The sequence below is a fragment of the Halorubrum ezzemoulense DSM 17463 genome (assembly GCF_002114285.1).
In the GTDB taxonomy this organism is placed as follows: Archaea; Halobacteriota; Halobacteria; order Halobacteriales; family Haloferacaceae; genus Halorubrum; species Halorubrum ezzemoulense.
The window spans coordinates 1-17,482 of record NZ_NEDJ01000071.1 but is presented as its reverse complement, the minus strand read 5'-3'; the positions used below and the strand labels follow the sequence as shown (position 1 = coordinate 17,482).

19 protein-coding genes and 2 pseudogenes are annotated in these 17,482 nt (G+C 57.5%); 14 read left to right on the top strand and 7 right to left on the bottom strand.

Annotation, left to right across the window (positions count from 1 at the left end; genetic code table 11):
* Nucleotides 1-312 precede the first annotated feature (312 nt).
* The 5 genes and pseudogenes from B9H04_RS14915 to B9H04_RS14890 all read left to right on the top strand — a co-directional run bounded on the left by B9H04_RS14915 (nt 313) and on the right by B9H04_RS14890 (nt 3,355).
* A complete protein-coding gene (locus B9H04_RS14915; RefSeq protein WP_049933464.1) occupies nt 313-1,224 on the top strand; it encodes an NAD-dependent epimerase/dehydratase family protein in 912 nt (303 codons plus the stop codon).
* 424 nt (nt 1,225-1,648) lie between these two features.
* Nucleotides 1,649-1,915, top strand: coding sequence for a DUF5615 family PIN-like protein (locus B9H04_RS14905; RefSeq protein ID WP_049933462.1), 267 nt, complete (start codon nt 1,649-1,651; stop codon nt 1,913-1,915).
* Nucleotides 1,876-2,325, top strand: a pseudogene (locus B9H04_RS14900) (UDP binding domain-containing protein); the annotation flags it as partial. The gene B9H04_RS14905 and the pseudogene B9H04_RS14900, both read left to right, overlap by 40 nt.
* Complete coding sequence (locus tag B9H04_RS14895) at nt 2,319-2,798, top strand: NUDIX domain-containing protein (RefSeq protein ID WP_080508758.1); 480 nt, start codon at nt 2,319-2,321, stop codon at nt 2,796-2,798. The pseudogene B9H04_RS14900 and the gene B9H04_RS14895, both read left to right, overlap by 7 nt.
* Nucleotides 2,799-3,055: 257 nt before the next feature.
* Entirely contained in the window at nt 3,056-3,355 is a 300-nt protein-coding gene (locus B9H04_RS14890; protein ID WP_049933459.1) for a type II toxin-antitoxin system HicB family antitoxin, read from the top strand.
* A gap of 198 nt (nt 3,356-3,553) precedes the next feature.
* On the opposite strand, the gene B9H04_RS14885 is transcribed toward B9H04_RS14890, so the two are convergent.
* A complete protein-coding gene (locus tag B9H04_RS14885; RefSeq protein ID WP_049933457.1) occupies nt 3,554-4,549 on the bottom strand; it encodes a hypothetical protein in 996 nt (331 codons plus the stop codon).
* A 170-nt stretch (nt 4,550-4,719) separates the two neighbouring features.
* On the opposite strand from B9H04_RS14885, the gene B9H04_RS14880 reads away from it, so the two are divergent.
* The 3 genes from B9H04_RS14880 (at nt 4,720) to B9H04_RS14870 (ending at nt 7,085) form a co-directional block, all read left to right on the top strand.
* Nucleotides 4,720-4,917, top strand: coding sequence for a hypothetical protein (locus B9H04_RS14880; RefSeq protein ID WP_049933456.1), 198 nt, complete (start codon nt 4,720-4,722; stop codon nt 4,915-4,917).
* A gap of 192 nt (nt 4,918-5,109) precedes the next feature.
* Nucleotides 5,110-6,369, top strand: a complete 1,260-nt coding sequence (locus tag B9H04_RS14875) for an RNA-guided endonuclease InsQ/TnpB family protein (RefSeq protein ID WP_085682829.1) — start codon at nt 5,110-5,112, stop codon at nt 6,367-6,369.
* 170 nt (nt 6,370-6,539) lie between these two features.
* Nucleotides 6,540-7,085, top strand: coding sequence for a DUF7342 family protein (locus B9H04_RS14870; RefSeq protein ID WP_394296323.1), 546 nt, complete (start codon nt 6,540-6,542; stop codon nt 7,083-7,085).
* Nucleotides 7,086-7,646: 561 nt separating this feature from the next.
* Here the strand turns inward: B9H04_RS14870 and B9H04_RS14865 are convergent.
* Together B9H04_RS14865 and B9H04_RS14860 are read right to left on the bottom strand one after the other, a co-directional pair.
* Nucleotides 7,647-8,018, bottom strand: a complete 372-nt coding sequence (locus tag B9H04_RS14865; RefSeq protein ID WP_049933423.1) for a hypothetical protein — start codon at nt 8,016-8,018, stop codon at nt 7,647-7,649.
* Nucleotides 8,011-8,817, bottom strand: coding sequence for a nucleotidyltransferase domain-containing protein (locus tag B9H04_RS14860; RefSeq protein WP_049933421.1), 807 nt, complete (start codon nt 8,815-8,817; stop codon nt 8,011-8,013). Before B9H04_RS14860 ends, B9H04_RS14865 begins: the two co-directional genes overlap by 8 nt.
* Nucleotides 8,818-9,074: 257 nt before the next feature.
* Here B9H04_RS14860 and B9H04_RS14855 point away from each other — a divergent pair, with 257 nt between their 5' ends.
* Nucleotides 9,075-9,401 (top strand): hypothetical protein, encoded by a 327-nt coding sequence (locus B9H04_RS14855; RefSeq protein WP_049933419.1) that lies wholly within the window; start codon nt 9,075-9,077, stop codon nt 9,399-9,401.
* Entirely contained in the window at nt 9,391-9,999 is a 609-nt protein-coding gene (locus tag B9H04_RS14850; protein ID WP_049933417.1) for a hypothetical protein, read from the top strand. The genes B9H04_RS14855 and B9H04_RS14850 overlap by 11 nt, the downstream gene beginning before the upstream one ends.
* On the opposite strand, the gene B9H04_RS14845 is transcribed toward B9H04_RS14850, so the two are convergent.
* The 3 genes and pseudogenes from B9H04_RS14845 to B9H04_RS14835 form a co-directional block, all read right to left on the bottom strand.
* Complete coding sequence (locus B9H04_RS14845; protein WP_049933416.1) at nt 9,996-11,237, bottom strand: RNA-guided endonuclease InsQ/TnpB family protein; 1,242 nt, start codon at nt 11,235-11,237, stop codon at nt 9,996-9,998. The two genes, B9H04_RS14850 and B9H04_RS14845, sit on opposite strands and share 4 nt — an antisense overlap.
* Nucleotides 11,238-11,413: 176 nt before the next feature.
* A pseudogene (locus B9H04_RS14840) lies at nt 11,414-12,410 on the bottom strand (hypothetical protein).
* A 112-nt stretch (nt 12,411-12,522) separates the two neighbouring features.
* Complete coding sequence (locus B9H04_RS14835; RefSeq protein ID WP_049933415.1) at nt 12,523-13,011, bottom strand: hypothetical protein; 489 nt, start codon at nt 13,009-13,011, stop codon at nt 12,523-12,525.
* A 115-nt stretch (nt 13,012-13,126) separates the two neighbouring features.
* Between B9H04_RS14835 and B9H04_RS14830 the strand changes: the two genes are divergently transcribed.
* Nucleotides 13,127-13,927: a hypothetical protein gene (locus tag B9H04_RS14830; RefSeq protein WP_049933414.1), complete on the top strand. Its 801-nt coding sequence runs from the start codon at nt 13,127-13,129 to the stop codon at nt 13,925-13,927.
* 113 nt (nt 13,928-14,040) lie between these two features.
* Here the strand turns inward: B9H04_RS14830 and B9H04_RS14825 are convergent, their stop codons facing one another.
* The gene (locus tag B9H04_RS14825) at nt 14,041-15,225 is read right to left on the bottom strand and encodes an orc1/cdc6 family replication initiation protein (RefSeq protein ID WP_049933412.1); all 1,185 of its coding nucleotides are present in this window, start codon (nt 15,223-15,225) and stop codon (nt 14,041-14,043) included.
* Nucleotides 15,226-15,730: 505 nt separating this feature from the next.
* Here B9H04_RS14825 and B9H04_RS14820 point away from each other — a divergent pair.
* The 3 genes from B9H04_RS14820 to B9H04_RS14810 form a co-directional block, all read left to right on the top strand.
* A complete protein-coding gene (locus B9H04_RS14820) occupies nt 15,731-16,000 on the top strand; it encodes an AbrB/MazE/SpoVT family DNA-binding domain-containing protein (protein ID WP_080508744.1) in 270 nt (89 codons plus the stop codon).
* Nucleotides 16,001-16,015: 15 nt separating this feature from the next.
* The gene (locus tag B9H04_RS14815; protein WP_080508743.1) at nt 16,016-16,366 is read left to right on the top strand and encodes a type II toxin-antitoxin system PemK/MazF family toxin; all 351 of its coding nucleotides are present in this window, start codon (nt 16,016-16,018) and stop codon (nt 16,364-16,366) included.
* A 414-nt stretch (nt 16,367-16,780) separates the two neighbouring features.
* A partial coding sequence (locus B9H04_RS14810; RefSeq protein WP_139835114.1) for an RNA-guided endonuclease InsQ/TnpB family protein occupies nt 16,781-17,482 on the top strand: 702 nt, incomplete at its 3' end.

Sequence of the window (17,482 nt, the reverse complement as noted above, 5' to 3'; positions counted from 1 at the left end):
TGGCGTCGAGCGGCTCGGCCCGAAATTCTATTACCCCAAGTTCCGCAAGTTCTGATAGCCTCTGGCCGAAGGCAGGACGGTCTTCATACATACCCGTTTTTGCCGGGCCAGAGGCACTAATGCTCCTAGTTCCGCCAGTCTACTGAAGAGCGTGATAGCTTGAATCCCCTTCTCGAACACTCAACGGAGTGGTTACACATCGGACCACGCCCGGGATCATCACCCAACGCTTTTACCACTCGGTGTACGCGACTGTCTCCTAGTTCTTTCAATATCACAAGGCTTTCACTGAATCAATGAGCGGTATTCCATATGGACAATCAACGCGTCCTCGTCACGGGCGGGGCAGGGTTCATCGGCTCGAATCTCGCTAACCATCTCGCAGCAGACAACGAGGTCATCGCCGTTGACGACTGCTACCTTGGAACACCTGACAACCTCAACGATGATGTTGAGTTCGTTGACGCCTCGGTCATTGACGACGATCTCCCCACCGACGTTGATGTCGTGTTCCACCTCGCGGCGCTGTCCTCGTACAAGATGCACGAAGAAAATCCCGCCAAGGGCGCCCGCGTCAACGTCGAAGGGTTCGTGAACACGATCGAACAGGCCCGCCAGGATGGCTGTGACACCGTTGTCTATGCGACCACCTCGTCGATCTACGGTGATCGGACCGAACCGTCACCGGAAACAATGTCGGTGAAAGCCCGGACCGGGTATGAAGCCTCGAAACTCGCCCGTGAGCGGTACGCAGAGTACTTCCACAACTTCCACGAGATGACGCTGGCGGGCATGCGTTTTTTCTCAGTCTATCAGGGCTTCGGTGGCGCCGAAGAACACAAAGGCGAGTTCGCCAATACGGTCGCGCAGTTCACCGACAAGATCGCGAACGGGGAACGCCCAGAGCTGTTCGGCGACGGCACCCAGACGCGAGACTTCACCCACGTTGACGACGTCGTCCGCGCCTGTGAACTTGCCGCCGATCACGAACTACAGGGCATCTACAACGTCGGCACCGAAGCAAGCTACTCGTTCAACGAGATGATTGAGTTGATCAACGACGAGCTCGGAACCGACATCAAGCCAAAATACATCGAGAATCCGCTTGCCGAGTACGTTCACGACACGATGGCGGATTACTCAAAGCTCCATGAAGCCACCGGGTGGGAGCCAACAATCAGCTTCGAAGAGGGCGTGTCGCGGGTGTGTGAATCGTACCAGTGACATCCTCCTCGCCGTAAACAGTAGTTGCTGATTTTCACGCTAGGCCGTGTCAAACAACAGATGGTCCAGACAGCTGAGGCGAAACCGGTCTGCCGTGCTGCGTCAACCGTGCTGTTTCCAGCGCTCAAATTCGGCGTGAAACCGTGTAGAGATACACGAAAGAGGATTTTCAAAACGAAACTCTCTCGGATTGCTTTTGAGCAGGACTTCGCAAATACGGGTGGGAAAACACTCCAACTTGATCGTGACGAGCATGTCGATATCACCGCTACGGCGCGAAATCCCCTCGCGAACACCGCGACGCGTTCGAGGACGCTGAGCGGGCGGCCGAACGGACGCGTCGCGACGGCGAGCGCCAAACACGCAAGCTCGTCGACGAACGCCGCGGTGAGACTGCCGAGTCGACTGAGGATGCCGCGGAGTCGTGAGCCGGACTCTTGCCGACGTGAACGTGCCTGAAGAGTACGTCTCCGCACTCCGTGGTGACGGTCACGATGTCGAGTACTCGCGGGAGATCGCCGCACCTGGCCCAGAAGCGACCGATGACGCGATCGTGGCGTACGCCGCGTCCGAAGGGATGGCGATCATCACGACAGATGTCAAAGGCTTTGCTGACCGAGACGCCGCGGTCCCGGTCTTCGTTGCCCCACAGGACATGAGCCAGCGATGCTTGATGCCGCGACCGCGGTGAATGATCGCCAACCCACCCGGCTGCTCTCGTTGATGGACGACCACGTCGACGTCGACGTCGCCGCCAAGCGGGTGGCGGTGCTCGGCCTCGCATTCAAACTAGGCACAGACGACATCCGCAACAGCCGGGCGATCCCCGTCATCGAGGGGCTCCAAGCGCGCGGCGCCGAGATCGTCGCCTACGATCCGGTCGCGATCGAGAACATGCGCGAGCGGTTCCCAGATGTCGAGTACGTCGACACGCCAGACGCAGCGCTGTCCGAGGCGGCTGCCGCCCTCGTCGTGACTGACTGGGAAGCGATCACCGGCCTCGACGAGGAGTTCAACGCCATGCGGACGCCCGTGGTCGTCGACGGCCGGCGGGCGATCGACCGCCGTGACGGGATCGTGTACGAGGGGTTGACGTGGTGAGCGACCCCCGGAATTCCACGCCCGGCGAACGCGATCGATGGATCCCCGACGCCGAGTGGCGGACGATCGTCGCGAACGTCTCGCTCGTCTCGGTCGACCTCGTGATCGAACACAACGGCGGCGTGCTCCTCGGGAAACGCGAGAACGACCCCGCGAAAGGCGAGTGGTTCGTGCCCGGCGGCACGGTACACAAAAACGAATCTCGGACTGAGGCTGTCCACCGCGTGGCCAGTGAGGAACTCGGAGAAGCCGTCGTGATCGACGAGTGTCTCGGAACGTACGAACATTGCTACGAGACGGCCGATGTCGACGGCGTCGACTCGAAACACTACCTCGCGACCGGCTACCGGTGTCATTTCGAACGCGACGATCCCGAGATCGGTGGCGACGACCAGCACAGCGCCTTCCAAGTCTTCCAGCCGCCGTTCGAGAATCTCCATCCGTACGTCCGGGCGTATCTCGACGATCGCTAGCCCGACGACTCCCGTCCGAGCTGTGTCGCCCGGTCGACATTGGCGAGCGTGTCCACGTCCCGTTCGCATCTCACTCCTTGAGCAGCGACCGGACTCGGTGGACGTAGCCGTTCGCGTCCTAGCTGCGAGCGTCACTGACCTCGTCGTGCGTGAGGGAGACAGCCGTCGAGCCCATCACCAACGACCCTCAACGACCATCGATAACGACTTGTTTACCGGCCGAATGGTTATCACACTACTCAGGTAATACGCTGGTAATGAGCACTGACACGAGTACGAACGACGATCCGCAGAGTGGGCGAACCATCACGCTCACGCAGGCGGACGACGGCTGGTGGGTCGCCCGTGACGAGGAGACGGGTGTTGCGAGCCAAGGTGAGAAGAGACAGGACGCCCTCGACAACCTCGACGAGGCAGTCGCGCTCCACAAGGGAGAGATCGGCGAATCGATCGATACACGGGAGCAAGAGGAGGAAGTACTCGAGGAGCTCGGTATCGATCCGGATGAGGTAGCGCAGGGTCGTGATGAGCACGATGGCCTCCCCGATTTCATGTAGTGAATCGAATGCCGTCACGCGATTTCTCCGGGCGCGACGTGGTCAAGGCACTCACGAAAAACCGCTTCGTTATTGTTGACTGAACTGGTAGCCACGTCAAGCCGCGGTACGAGCACCCGACAAACGACGATGATGTCCTCTCCGCACTGAACGCGATGCGTTCTCCCCGGTTCTCTGTAAAGCGTGAGGGAGGTCCGCTCAAACGCCGAGATCGCGGAACGTCCAGTCGTTCGGCAGGTCGGCGTCGAAGCCGGCCTCTTCGACGAGGTCGCGGATGCGCTGTTCGACCGTGTCGTCTGATTTAAACGTGTAGTCGAATTCCTCGTGCCAGTCGTAGTACCGCGGCATCCCTGGCCAGTGGTCGTCCGTCTTCAGCCCGTAGGCGCAATCGAGCAGGTAGCGACGATACGGCATATCGTCACGGCTGATGCGAGGGAGCGTTCCGTCGATCGACTCGTCTCTCACCAACGTTTCGAGGAGATCGACCGCCGCGTACTGGTCGGCGTAGAACGCGTGTTCGAGTGTCGGAGTAACCGAGAAGATGTCCTCCGAGGCGCGGGCGTGGAGACGGTCGGCCACCGAGTGGTCAGGATGCCCGATTCCCCACCCGTACGCGTGGACTTCTTCCCGCGCAGTATCGGCCGTATCGGCGGCGTTGACTGCGACGCCATCGAGGTACTCGAGCGCCGCAACTGGAATCGCCTCCACACTCTCGGTTACCCGCGTCCGGATCAGATTCCGTCCCACAGCATTCGCGATCGTGGGCGTCACAAGCGGCAGCTCGTCGTCCGCGGTCGGGTCGTACGCATCGATGACCTCCTCAAGAAAACTCCAGCCAGCTGCTTGCGCCGCCTCGTCAAGGGCTTCACCAACGCGCTCGTGGTACGGCCAGAACACGTCTCGGTATGTGTCGCCACTGGTGTCTTCCTCGAGTGCAGCCGAGAGCGCCGACTCGAACTCGCCGACTGCGTCGTGAAGGGCGTCTCTGTCACCCTCCGAGAAGCGGTTGAGTAGGGTATCAAGCTCGGCGACGGATCTGTTTCGTCTGTCGGCTGGCGACGAACCTGTGGATTGTGACTGTCCGAGGTTCGCCGAACCACCGGATGTCTCTGACTGGACATCCTCGCAGTCGTGGAGGCGGAGACGGGTGAGTGTCTCGAACGACGCTCCGCAATCATCGCAGTCGTGAGGCATAGTCCTCCTACAGGGATGTGGGCAAAATACGTTCCTCATTCAAATACGTCGACACGAATGGCCACCCAGTCACCGTGGCTCCGTGCTATCGGCCATGTCCTCCGTGAGCTGGTGGCCTGCCCCCACACTGACGAGCGACATTTTTTGGTAGCGTCGTCTGAAGAGTCGGTATGGCTCGGCTGGGCACGCAATCGACGAGCGCGGACCGGCAGTTCGCGGTCGCGTGGGTGGGGATGGGGATCATCATGTCGGCGGCTGTCGCGACGATCGATGTACTCCCGCTTCCATTAGAAGCCGTGTACGTGTTCGCTGCTGGCGTCATCCTCCGCGAGGCGCTCGACTTGGCGTATTGGGTACTCCAAGAGTGACTCCCTCCTCGCGCTGAGGCGCCGGGGTTTCCACGGCACCGCGACGCTGGGTCGGGATACTGTGCTTTACCAGAATTGAGGCGAGAATGCCCCTTCCTCAAGGAGCGACTATCGGGAGCGAGTAGGGAGGGGATGAATCGCCGCACGCAGTACAAACCATTAAATAAACATATCCCAAACTGAGGGACAGCGATGGAATACAGTCACCGCTACCACGCCTATCCGACACAAAAGGTGGCGGAGACTGTCGAACAGCACATCGACGTTCATCGCCAAGCGTACAACTTCACGCGGTACGAGTACACGAATCACAACGACGCCGACAACGTTGGGTCGGCGTACAAGCATCACGACCGTCTCACCGACTGGAAAGACGAGTTTTCCGTGTTCACAGAGGTTCACTCGAAAGCACTCCAGCGAACCGTCACGCGGTTCTATCAGAACCTCTCGAATCTCTCTGAGAAGAAACGGAATGGTCAGAAGGTCGGGATGCTCAAGTGGAAATCGCCAGCGGAGTTTCAGAGTATGACGTATTCGCAGTCCGGTTTCGAACTCAAAAACACGAGTGGCCGCAACGCGACACTCTGGCTCTCCAAAATCGGTGACATCCCGATCCGCTACCACCGCGAACTCCCAGATACAGCGGAGATCAAAGAAGTCACGATTAAAAAAGAGACAACCGGTGAGTGGTTCGTCTCTTTCGGTCTCGAAACCGATGAGGCCGATCTCCCCGAGAAACCCAGCGTAGATGCACTCAACACGAACAACAGCGTTGGAATCGATCTCGGTATCCGTAACTACATCCACACCTCGGACGGGAAAACTGTAGATTGGCTCGATCTCGGAGACGAGTACGAACAACTCCGTCGCAAGCAACGCAAACTCTCTCGCAAAGAGGAAGGGTCAAACAGCTACGAGAAACAACGACTGAAGGTTGCGAAAATCAAGCGTCACATCCGGCGGAAGGTGCTGGACTACCAGCACAAACTCACGACGTGGCTCGTCCGCGAGTACGACGCGGTGTTCGTCGAGAACTTGGATGTGAAGGAGATGCTGGAACAGTCGTACAACGCCCAGAACAAGCAGGATGCGGCGTGGCGACAGTTCATCACTCTGCTCGAATATAAAGCCGAGCTGTACGGGACGCACGTGGTTCAAGTCGAAGCGCGGGGCACGACGAAAGAGTGTGCGTCGTGTGGCGTGGAGACAGCGAAACCTATCTGGGTTAGAGAGCATTCGTGTCCCTCGTGTGGGTTTGAATGTGACCGTGACGCGAATGCGGCGATGAACGTCTTGCAGAGAGGCTTTGCTGAATTAGGGCTGGGATGGCCCGAAGATACGCCTGTGGAGACTGCGCTCCCTGCGGACACCCATTCGGTGTCTGCAAAGCGCGTCGTAGAAGCAGGAAGCCCTACCCTCAAGGAGCGAGCGGCGTCAGCCGTGAGCGAGTAGGGTAGGGTAGTTCACCAGCGCGTCGAACAGATCGACCGCCACGTACTGGTCTGCGTGGACGGACCACAGCTTTCGAGAGCAATGAATGAATTATACTACTATGTCAAAGTACTATTTTCCTCTAGTTCGTGTGTGCCTACATGAACGACTGACACCCACCAGCTACGTTTATAGATATCAACGAGGCAGTCGGGACGGACTGGGAGTCTAACACGACGCCATACGAGCGCATCTGGAATGTCATTATCCATACATATAGCCCACTGTCAGCTGATACGGTCGCTGATACTGCGCGGACCGCTCCGAAGACCGCTCGAAAACATCTGAACGTGCTCGCAGACGAGGGGTTCGTCGAAACGACACCCGGCGAGCACGGCGGTACGCGGTATCGTCGCTCGCCCGAATCACTGGTCGTGGAACAGGCGTCCGACATTCTCGAGCACGTTTCGACTGACGAACTCGTCGCACGGATTCAGGACATGCGCGAGCAACTCACAGAATATCAGGCTGAATTCGGCGTCGAGTCCCCTGAAGAGTTAGCCGTCAGCCAAACGAATCAGGTGCTCGCCGAGTCCGGGGGTCCACAAGCAGAGATCGATCCCGAGCGGATTCGTGAGTGGAAGACGCTTCGTCGGAACCTCGCGTTCGCAAATGCGGCCCTCTCGATCAGTACCGCCGAGCAGTTTGTCGACGATGATCGTCGCTCGACTGACTAGAGCAATGTCATGGTCAGAATTCGCTGCGAGTACACCGACAGAATGTCCCAAGACGGCCGTCGAAACTAACCAAGTGATCGTGGACAGCCATGGCGACCTCGCGCATCCGGTTGGCTTGAGCCGCAGTCGTCACTGTTGTCCCGTAGTAGTGGCTCGTTCTTCGGTCATCGTGAAGTACCTCGGGGTCAAGCCCCGAGGCTTCACCGTCTTGGGGCCGCACCGAGCCCGCAGGCGAATTTAATTCCCCTCGACCTTCCCAGATGGGTCGGCTGGAATTAACACCCGAACACGCCGATGTGTCCGTGAGGGGCGGCCGCTCCACCACGGCCCGACAACTCCCGTCTCACCGCCGTAGCGGGTTTTGAGAGGAGTCGCATTTCCAAACTGCTGAACGACCAGCAAAGGAATTGAGGTCTTCAATTCCATGCTTTGGGGGTGGTTTCTGGCCGTTACAACCCTATTTGTCGCTAAGTGTATTAACTACCATCTTACCGAGGTGAAAGTGAAAGTGAGCGTACGGCCTTCACCCTCGGGGTCAAGCCCCGAGGCACTCGGCCTGCTCTATCTGTAGACTGCCGCAAGTCGATCAAGCGTTCGGTCTTCGAGCGGAACCCGCCCTTTGGCCAGCTCGTAGGGGGCAGTGTGGTTCCGGAGCTCACGTTCGTCGACGCCCGTGCGTGCGAACAGATACCCTTGGAGTGTCTGCTCGATCACGATGAAGGAGTGTTCCAAGATTGCGCCGTAGTACGCTCCGAGATCGTCGATCCCCTCGACCACCTCGAGGAGTCGACATGCTTTCTGGATCGCTACTTCACCTGGCTCGGCGTCTCGAGAGGCATTCACTTCGGGCTCGAACTTCGGCCGTCCATCGGCGTGTGCGAAGGCATCTTCGGCGGCCGCCAGCCGCTCGGCGATTCGATCCAGGTTACTCATTCGTGATCACCTCACGTTTCACGCGCTCCAAGGTCTTCGTCGAGCGGAGGGTGATCCCCTCACCGAACAATTTCTCAGGAGCAACGCGGTTGGACTGGCCCAGAATCGAGGCAGGCGTCTCGACAATGAGTTCGAATGAGTGACGCTCGGCCGAGGCCCAGTTGGTGTCCTCCGCTTCAAGCCGCTCGCGGATTGTCTCCCAATGCGTCTCGAAATCAACAGACTCGGCTTCAGCGAGCGAGATCGTCGGTGGTATCTGTAACCCCTCTAACGTCCGGGCAAGCTCGTTAGCAGCTCCTCGCGCCGCAAAGAGATCGTCGTCAACCAGTATCCAGAGATCGATGTCGGATCGTCGATCGGCGTCTCCACGGGCGACGCTGCCGAAGAGGATGATCCCAAGAACCTCCTCGAATTCGCTCTTGAGATACTGACACGCGACGCGGACAGGCGTGCGATACGGGACCTGGGGAATGCTCTCGATCGGGTCAGTCGGGACGTGGAGCCGTGTCCGATTAATCCGTACGCGGTGGGCGTTTCCGTGAGGTTCGACCTCGAGAAGACCGGCGTCGGCGAGTGCGTCGACAGCCTGTCGCGTTGCGCGTTCGCTGAAGGGGGTGATACGCGAGAGTGCGCGGATCGAGACGTTGATGTCTGGGGAGTCTGCGAGGAAATTGAGGACGTACCGGCTCGCGCCATGCTTAAACAGATTGTCTGCGCTCACGGGAAGGGTGAGGGCAATCGATGCGCCGTCACCACTCGGCGGGTCATGGTCGACAACGTCCGATCTCTCAGTACTCATGCGTTGTTTTACTACGTACAAGTATTTATAATTTATATACTACTCTGTGTATATGGAGTGATACACCGGCATGATTTCGTCCTGCGTACCGCATCCATAGCAGGTAGTGTCAGCAATGTAGTTCTGTACGATTCCTAACTCATATCGTACCCCTTGAGAGAAGTGACCTGTCTGGTAGTGCTACGTTCTTGACTACTTGTAATGACAAGTAAGTACGCGTCATAACATATATGCATCTCCACGCCGAATTTCAGTGTATGAGCGGATCAAGCTATGACAAGACGATTCAGTTCCGTGCCGGAGCCGAAAAAGAGGCTGCGGAGCTGCTCGATGAGGTTCACATCGGCGGCGTCAACGTGAGCGAACTCGCCCGAGTTGGCTTGGTCGAAATGCTTCGGCAGTCATTGGATGAACAGGACGAGATTGCGGTGTACGAACGATACAGCCGTGGTGAGATTGGTGAGGATGTAGCCCGTGTTCTTCTCGGTGAGAAACTCGATAGGATGAAAGAGGAGAAAGACTCGTTCGAGACAGCTATGGAACGAGATTCATCTGAGTTCTTGGCGGGCAGCGATGGCGAGTGAGGCTCGCTATCCGATACTGGCTGATACGAGCTCCTTGATCGCGGTTGCGAACACCGCTCAGTGGGGACAACTGAAAGACGCGATCCATCTTACAACGACAAAGGTTTGTAAGCACGAACTCCAAAAGCACGTCAACTCGAACAAACACCCGCCTGATGGCAGCCGTGAGCAGTACTTGAAACGAGGGAGCCAACGTGTTCTTGAACATCTAGACGTGGATTCCTCGCCGTGGTCGTGCGTAACTGTCGTTCCCCGCCCGCATGGACCAGATGCAGGCGAGCAATCACTCAAGCAGGAACTTTCTGAACACGGTTCGGCGTATCAAATCGTATCAATTCTTGATTCTGCTGCGAGACGGTCAATTCGGCGTCTCATCGATAACAACGGGTACGACATTGATGTTGTGGGACCACCGTATCTCCTCTACATCCTGCTTGACAACGACCTCATTGACAAGCCTGAATTCTGCGAGGCAACCGTGGGGATGGTTCAAATGGAAGGGTGGACTGGGTACGAGGTTGTGAAGAACGCGTGGACCAGTATCCCCGTTGATTGTTCTGAAATCCTTGACGACGAATGTAAGCTAACCCACCCCTAAAGGGGTGGGCTTTCAGCGTGGACTCCCGTTCTGGCCGATTCCTCGGCAGGAGAATAGCCCCCGTTCACGTTCAGCGTCCCGCTGTTCAAGCGCACGCCTACGGGTGCGCCTCCGTCGTCCCCAGTTTGGTTACGACGAAGATACCGCAATCCGATGTTTTTCGCTGCGTTATAGTCAGCGCCGTTCTGGTAGCTACACTTCAGACACTCGAAGTGTGTTCCGTTCCGGTTGTCAGGGTGGGTGAATCCACACTCAGAACACCGTCGTGACGTATGCTCTGGGGGCACCTGTTCAACCGCTACCTCGTACGCTTCGGCTTTGTACTCAACGTACTCGTACAGACGGTTGAACGCCCACTTGTGGCCCCACGACGCACCAGTTCGTTCCCGAATGTCCGTCAAGTCTTCGAACGCAATTACCGTACACTCGTTTTCACGAGCTTCTTCAACCAACTCGTTGCTGATACGGTGGAGGGTCTGTGTGAACCGACCCTCCTCTTTCCGGCCAACGGACTGGATGTTCTCATGTGCCCACCGTGTCCCGTGTTCGTGAAGATCCCCACGACGCTTCTCATACTCTCTGCGCCAGTGATCAAACTCGTCACCACTCCAGAATCGGCCTGTGCTAGCGACAGCAAGCTGATTCACGCCGAGGTCAACCCCAAGAACCGTTCCGTTCTCGGTGGTCGCCTGTGCCGACGTGTCACTCTCCACGTCTGCTGTACAACAAATGTGAAGTTGCCACTCACCGTGTTGCCGGTGAAGTTCTGCGCTGGTGATCTCAAAGTCGTCGTTGAAGAGGTACTGCTGATGTGGAGTGTCCTCCGGGTTCTCGGGGAGAACGTAGTCAGCCTCGATTCGTCCGTCTATAGTGGCGAGACTCACGTAGCCGTCGTGAAACGTGGCTGTTCGTGACTCGTACACGAGGTGTGGGCTGGTGAAGTGTGGTTTGGACGCCTTCTTTCCCTGTTTCCAGCGTTCGACAACGCTTTTACACGCCTCAGCAGCCTTGTTGCGGGCTGACTGTACGTGATTCGAGTGGAGGTTGGTGGCCTCCCGAACGTCGTCGTAGGTGTCGTCATTGAGCGTGGCCTTGCTCGTGGTGACGTACTCTTCTTGAAAGGCGTGGTCAGTGACGTACTGCGCTGCCCAGAGGAACTCGTCAATAGTCTCTTCGAGAAGTACAGCGTCGGGACTGTCCACGTCAAGTGTAACTGGGACAGTCCGCCGCACTTCCATATCTCATATGTATAGCTACTAATTCATATACATTGGGGAGTCGGACTGTCGCAGTACAGTGGTTAGGGTCTCAAGCGTGTCGGCTTCCTCCCACCTCTAAAGAGGTGGGTTTCCGCCTTGACCCTCTATGATGACGCTCTTCCACCAAATTGATATCCTCTGTGAGGGTGGTTCGCTCAGATACCGAGATCCCGGAACGTCCAGTCATTTGGCAGGGTGGCGTCGAAGCCGGCCTCTTCGACGAGGTCACGGATGCGCTGTTCGACCGTGTCGTCTAACTCGAACGTGTCGTCGAACTCCTCGTGCCAGTCGTAGTACCGCGGCATCCCCGGCCAGTGGTCGTCCGTCTTCAGCCCGTAGGCGCAATCGAGAAGGTAGCGACGATACGGCATATCGTCACGGGCGGGACGCGAGAACGTCCCGTCGATCGATTCGTCTCTCACCAACGATTCGAGCAGATCGACCGCCGCGTACTGGTCGGCGTAGAACGCGTGCTCGAGCGTCGGGTTGACGGAGAAGATATCCTCCGAGGCGCGGGAGTGGAGACGGTCGGCCACCGAGTGGTCGGGATGCCCGATCCCCCACCCGTACGCGTGGACTTCCTCTTGTGTGGTATCGGCTGTATCGCCGGCAGCGACTGCGACGCCATCGAGATATTCGAGCGCCACAACTGGAATCGCCGACACGCCATCGGTCAACCGCGTGCGGATCAGATTCCGTCCGACAGCATTCGCGATCGTGGGTGTCACGAGTGGCAGCTCGTCGTCGGCGGTCGGGTCGTACGCATTGATGACCTCCTCGAGGAGAGTCCCCCCCGGTTGCTCGTGCCGCCTCGTCAAGGGCGTCACTAACGCGCTCGTGGTACGACCAGAACACGTCTCGGTATGTCTCGCCGCCGTCGTCTTCCTCAAGCGCAGCCGAGAGTGCTGACTCGAACTCGGTGACTGCGTCGTGAAGGGCGGCTCTGTCACCACCCGAGAAGCGGTCGAGTAGGGTATCGAGTTCGGCGACGGCCGCGTTTTGTTTGTCGGCTGGCGACGAATCTGTGGATTCTGACTGTTCGAGATTAGCCGAGCCAACGGATGTCTCCGACTGGACATCCTCACAGTCGTGGAGGCGGAGGCGGGTGAGTGTCTCAAACGACGCTCCGCAATCGTCGCACTCGTGGGCCATAGTCCTACTACAGAGATGTAGGCAAAATGCGTTCTTCTTTGATCACGAATCCCAGCAGGGCCTCGCTAGCGACGATACGGCTGGCCGCTGGCTTTTCGAAGCGGTATTGTCTCTATCGGTTTGTGCCACCATCGATGGCGTCGAGATCGGGCTCGTCGAACTCGAGTGCGTCCGCAACAGCGTCGGGAAGCTCCGGGCGAGGGGCCGATTCGTGGCGCTCGATTTTCTCGGTCTTGCGCGTGTTTTCGTAGAGGGCACGTGCGACCGGAAGCCCACGGAGATACTTGTAGTCGTGGAGGACCTCGACCCCCTGCTCTGTGAATCCGTAGAACTGAGAGGGGAGATCACGTGTCCCCTCGCTTGGGTCGTACGTGTAGCGTGCGAGGAGCCCGGCGTCGATCAACGTCTCCAACTGGTCTTTGATGGCCGCCTGACTCTTTCCGGTCATATACTCGAGTTCGGCGAGCGACATCAGATGGGCGGGATGGCCCAGCAGCTCCTGGATGATGAGATGGCGCGTATCCTGGGACAACAGCGTGAACAGCCGCTGCTGTTCTGCGAACGGCCCTGCATCGGCCGCACCAGTGTCGGTTTCGCTCATATGTGCTGGTACGAGGGAGGGCGACATAACAGTTAGGGCCATCCAAGTTGGTTAATTCAGAAAAAACCAATGTAATTCAGAAGAGACAAGGTGATGTGATTTGAATTGGCAGCTAATGACCGACCCAAGCCCGCCACCGGACGCTGGGGAAATTATGACCGTCGTTCACGAGGCCGTCGGGGGTATCGAACTTGAGCCTGCAGAGAAACGGGAAATCTGGCGGTTCACCCAGCGTGAATTGCCGTATCTCTGGAGTCAGCGGACATCGTATTTCATTTTGGGGAGCTATCGCGACCCCTATATCCGCCGGCTTCGCGCCGTCCAGAACGAACTCACGAAGCAGCTCGGTGCCTATCCGTTCATCATGGGTGATCTCCTCGAACTCCCGACTGACCGACTCAATACGTTCGATATCATGTTTTCGTTGCTCGCGACGTACAGCGACTACATCGTCGGTATCTTCGAGAAGGAGAGTGGTGGGGAGGCGCCTGAATTGGGCGAGATCGATGACCCACCGTATTTCGACAAGTCGCACGTGTTCCCACGTGATTACGCGTGGGTGACTGACGAGAATCTTGACTCGAAACAGCACGTCGTTCAAGCCGCCCTCGAGATAGCGTTCACAGACGATTTGGCGGCGGATGAAGTCCAAGCAAACGTCGAGTCGCTCGTTGATCGCGCCCAAGAGAGCGGCCTCGACATCGACGAACAGGAGGTGTGGGATGTGATCGACAACCGGGCAGATGAGGACAAAGGGCTGGCAACGTACAGTTGGGTCCATCTCAACAAGTTCCGCAAATTCGAACTCAACGAACGGTGCTTCCCGTGGACGACAGAGGACGAACTCCGAACGGCGGTTGACGAACTCCCGTCCCCGACACCCCGTCCGGAGTGGGAAGAGAGGGGAGAACGGTGAACTATCCACCCACTAACCTTCGATCGCGACGCGACTCGACACACCCACCCCACCGGTTCCGCTGTTAGTACGGGGTGGACGCCACCATCTCAGTACCACAAGCGAATCCTCACTCAGGCCGACTCCAACAGCGTCGACAACCCACTCCGAACCGCCGACACGGACTGTTCGAGTTGATGCTCGTTGTACTTGCCCCCGTCCTTCCCCCGGTTGTGCTCTGTCACGCCTGTGATTCCCAACTGTGCCAACTCGCCCAGATAGTCACGCACTGACCGCTCGGAGACCGGACTCACTCCTTCTGAGCGAGCCACGGACCGGTACGTCTCGACGACTTCGCGCGTCCGAACCGGCGTGTCACCCCGTTCGTGAAGCCGTGTGAGTGCGTACAATACGAGCTTTCCATGCTGCGAGTAGTTCTGTATCCCCTCGACCACCTGGTCCGTCTGAACGCGCTCACGAGCTTCCTGGACGTGCGACTCGGTCACGATGTCGGACCCACTCTCACGGGCGACATCGCCGGCCTCTAAGAGGAGATCCAAAGCCTTCCGTGCGTCACCGGAGTCTTTCGCTCCATACGCAGCGCACATCGCGATCACCCCGTCTTCGAGAACGGTATCTTGGAAAGCGACCCGTTCACGCTGTTCGAGGACGAGTCGGAGCTCGTCGGCATCGTATGCGCTGAAGGACACCTCCTTTTCACACAGTGACGACTGGACCTTCGAAGAGAGTTGCGTCCGGAAGTCCAAGTCGTTCGAGATCCCAATGACGCCGAGCTTCGCCTCGCTAATGTCGCCGTTCGAGCGAGCCCGCGAAAGCTTGTACAGGAGGGAATCGTCGCCGATGTGATCGACTTCGTCGAGGACGATGAGTACTGTCCCTCCATAGGCGTCGAGTTCGTCAAAGAGGAACTCGTACACACTCGCCTGCGGGTATCCTGTATTAGATATCTGCCGGCCCGGTTCACGGAGTTCGTTGACCACCTTAACGGCGACTTGGTAGGACGTGTTCAGCCCGTCGCAGTTGACCTCAATCGTCGTGAGTTCGAGTTCCGGTACGTCGGTTGCGTCCCGCTCAAGCGTACGAAGGAGATAGCGCGTGGCCGCAGTCTTGCCAACGCCACTTTTCCCGTAGAGAAACACGTTCGAGGGGGTCTCGTTATTGATCACCGGCTGGAGGGCGGCGTGGTAGCGGGTGAGTTCCTTGTCGCGGCCGACGAGGCTGTCCGGCGTCCACTCTTCGAGAAGTGCCTCCCGATTCTCGAAGATAGCATCGTTTGGCGTGAACGAGAAGTCGTCCATACTGGTTGGCCCCCCTATGATGAAATAAAACCACCACTTCTGTTGTTTCCGTTGTAGCCACTTATTTATATACTATTCATCCCCACTGCTTCCGCTGTTCGTACCTAGATGCCTCCCACGTATCACGTTTTGAGGCGCACTCAATTGAGCCACCGCTAGGCCTACTGCTCCGTCCTAACAGCGGAAGCGATGGGGTGTGTGGGTGAACGCACTTCACCACCAGAAGGACACTAACAGCGGAAGCGGTGGGGTGGGAGTCAAATCCATACCTCCCTTCCATGTTCGCTCACGTTAACAGCGGAACTAGTGGGGTGGGAGTGCTCTCTGGCGTCTTCGAGGTGTACTCTACTCTGGGCTGACAAACTATGTCTCTAGGGTGTCATAGAAGAGTTGGCACGACATTTATTTCGTGAATTTACAGCCGAATCAGCTGATGGAATGCGCTTGCGAACTGAATGACCATGCCACCGATATCTATATTAGTATGAAAAAAGTATGAACTGGTATGACCGAACACAAACGGAAAGTCGGAGATCGGGGGCAGGTGACGATTCCGAAGGACCTTCGGGACCGTCGTGGCATCGAAGGCGGTGACGAAATTGAATTCGTCGAAGTGAATGACGAGATCATAATTAAACCGCCGAGAGATGAGGAACGGCTTGCTGAAGGATATCGAAAGAGAGCCGAACGGTCTCGTGAGTTGGCTGAAGAAATGGAAGACGCATCCGCAGAAGCAACTGGGCATCTCGGTGACGCACCCGACTGGAGCGAGTGAATTCTGGAGTCAACTGTGCAGGTACGCCGTGGCGACATTGTTATCGTTGAATTGAATCCCACGAAAGGGAGTGAGCAGCACGGAAAGAGCCGGCCCTGTGTTGTTATCCAGAACGATGTTGGGAATCAGTACTCACCGACAACTATCATCGCTCCATTCACAACGCAGTACACATCTGGAGACACGTACCCGTTCGAGGTGGAAGTACTGGCTTCGGATACTGCCCTCAGTCACGATTCAGTGGCAGACCTAAGTCAAATCCGGGTTATCGACATTGACGGACGTGTTAAGAAGAACATCGGATCCGTCCCGTCATCAGATATGGCAAAAATCGACTCGGCAATCAAAGATAGCCTCGGCATCTGAGCGAAACGTTCCGTCAGTGTATAGTCTGTACTGAGCGATTCACAGGTCAGTCAACGAGGCGTGAGAAGAGTTCTATGACACCCTTGTATCGACCATCGTGAAGGGCCCGTAATGTGCGAAAACCGAAAGGTATTAGACGCGCGAGTTGCCTTCATGTGGTAGGGACCGTTGGTCCCTACTGAGGACAGCCCCCCATCCTGCTTCCTCCCCTGTCCTCTGCTATCCTGTCTCGCAAGCAGCAGTGAGTGTCTCGACAGCGATGCGGCGCAAGATCTTGATCGGCGCAGTTTAGGGTGTCATAGAAGATTTACGCGCTGTCGAGGCGAATGCCACGGGGCTTGACCCCGTGGATGAAGCCGACACTCCGTGACACAAGCCATTAACTAGCAACACAGCGATAATCGAGGTACGGCGATGTGGTATGACTACCGCTTCCGCGCCTACCCTGACCGAACAGGCGTGGCTGCGGAAGTGGAACGTCACATCGACATCCACCGCCAAGCATACAACCACACCCGCTACGAATACAGTGTCCTCGACACCGACGAGGACAACATCGGTTCGGCGTACCAACACCAGAAGCGCCTCACCGAATGGAAAGACGAGTGGCCTGTGTTCTCCAAAGTCCACTCGAAGGCGTTACAGAAGACCGTCGAACGCTTCTACGACAATCTCTCGAACCTCTCCGAGAAGAAGCAGAACGGGCACAAGGTCGGGTGGCTCAACTGGAAGTCCCCAAGCGAGTACCAGAGTATGACGTATTCGCAGTCTGGCTTCGAGCTCAAAAACACGAGTGGCCGGACTGCCACAATCTGGCTCTCCAAAATCGGTGACATCCCCATTCGATACCACCGTTCCATCCCCGACAACGCAGACATCAAAGAGGTGACGCTGAAGAAAGAGACGACGGGTGAGTGGTACGTCACGTTCGGCCTCGAAGTCGAAGACACCACGCTCCCCGAGAAACCCGCCGTAGACGACGTGGATGCTGAGGACTGCGTTGGCCTCGACCTCGGCATCCAGAACTACATCTACACGTCTGACGGCAACAGCGTGGACTGGCTTGACCGCTCCGACGAGTACGAACGCCTGTGTCGGGAGCAGCGCAATCTCTCC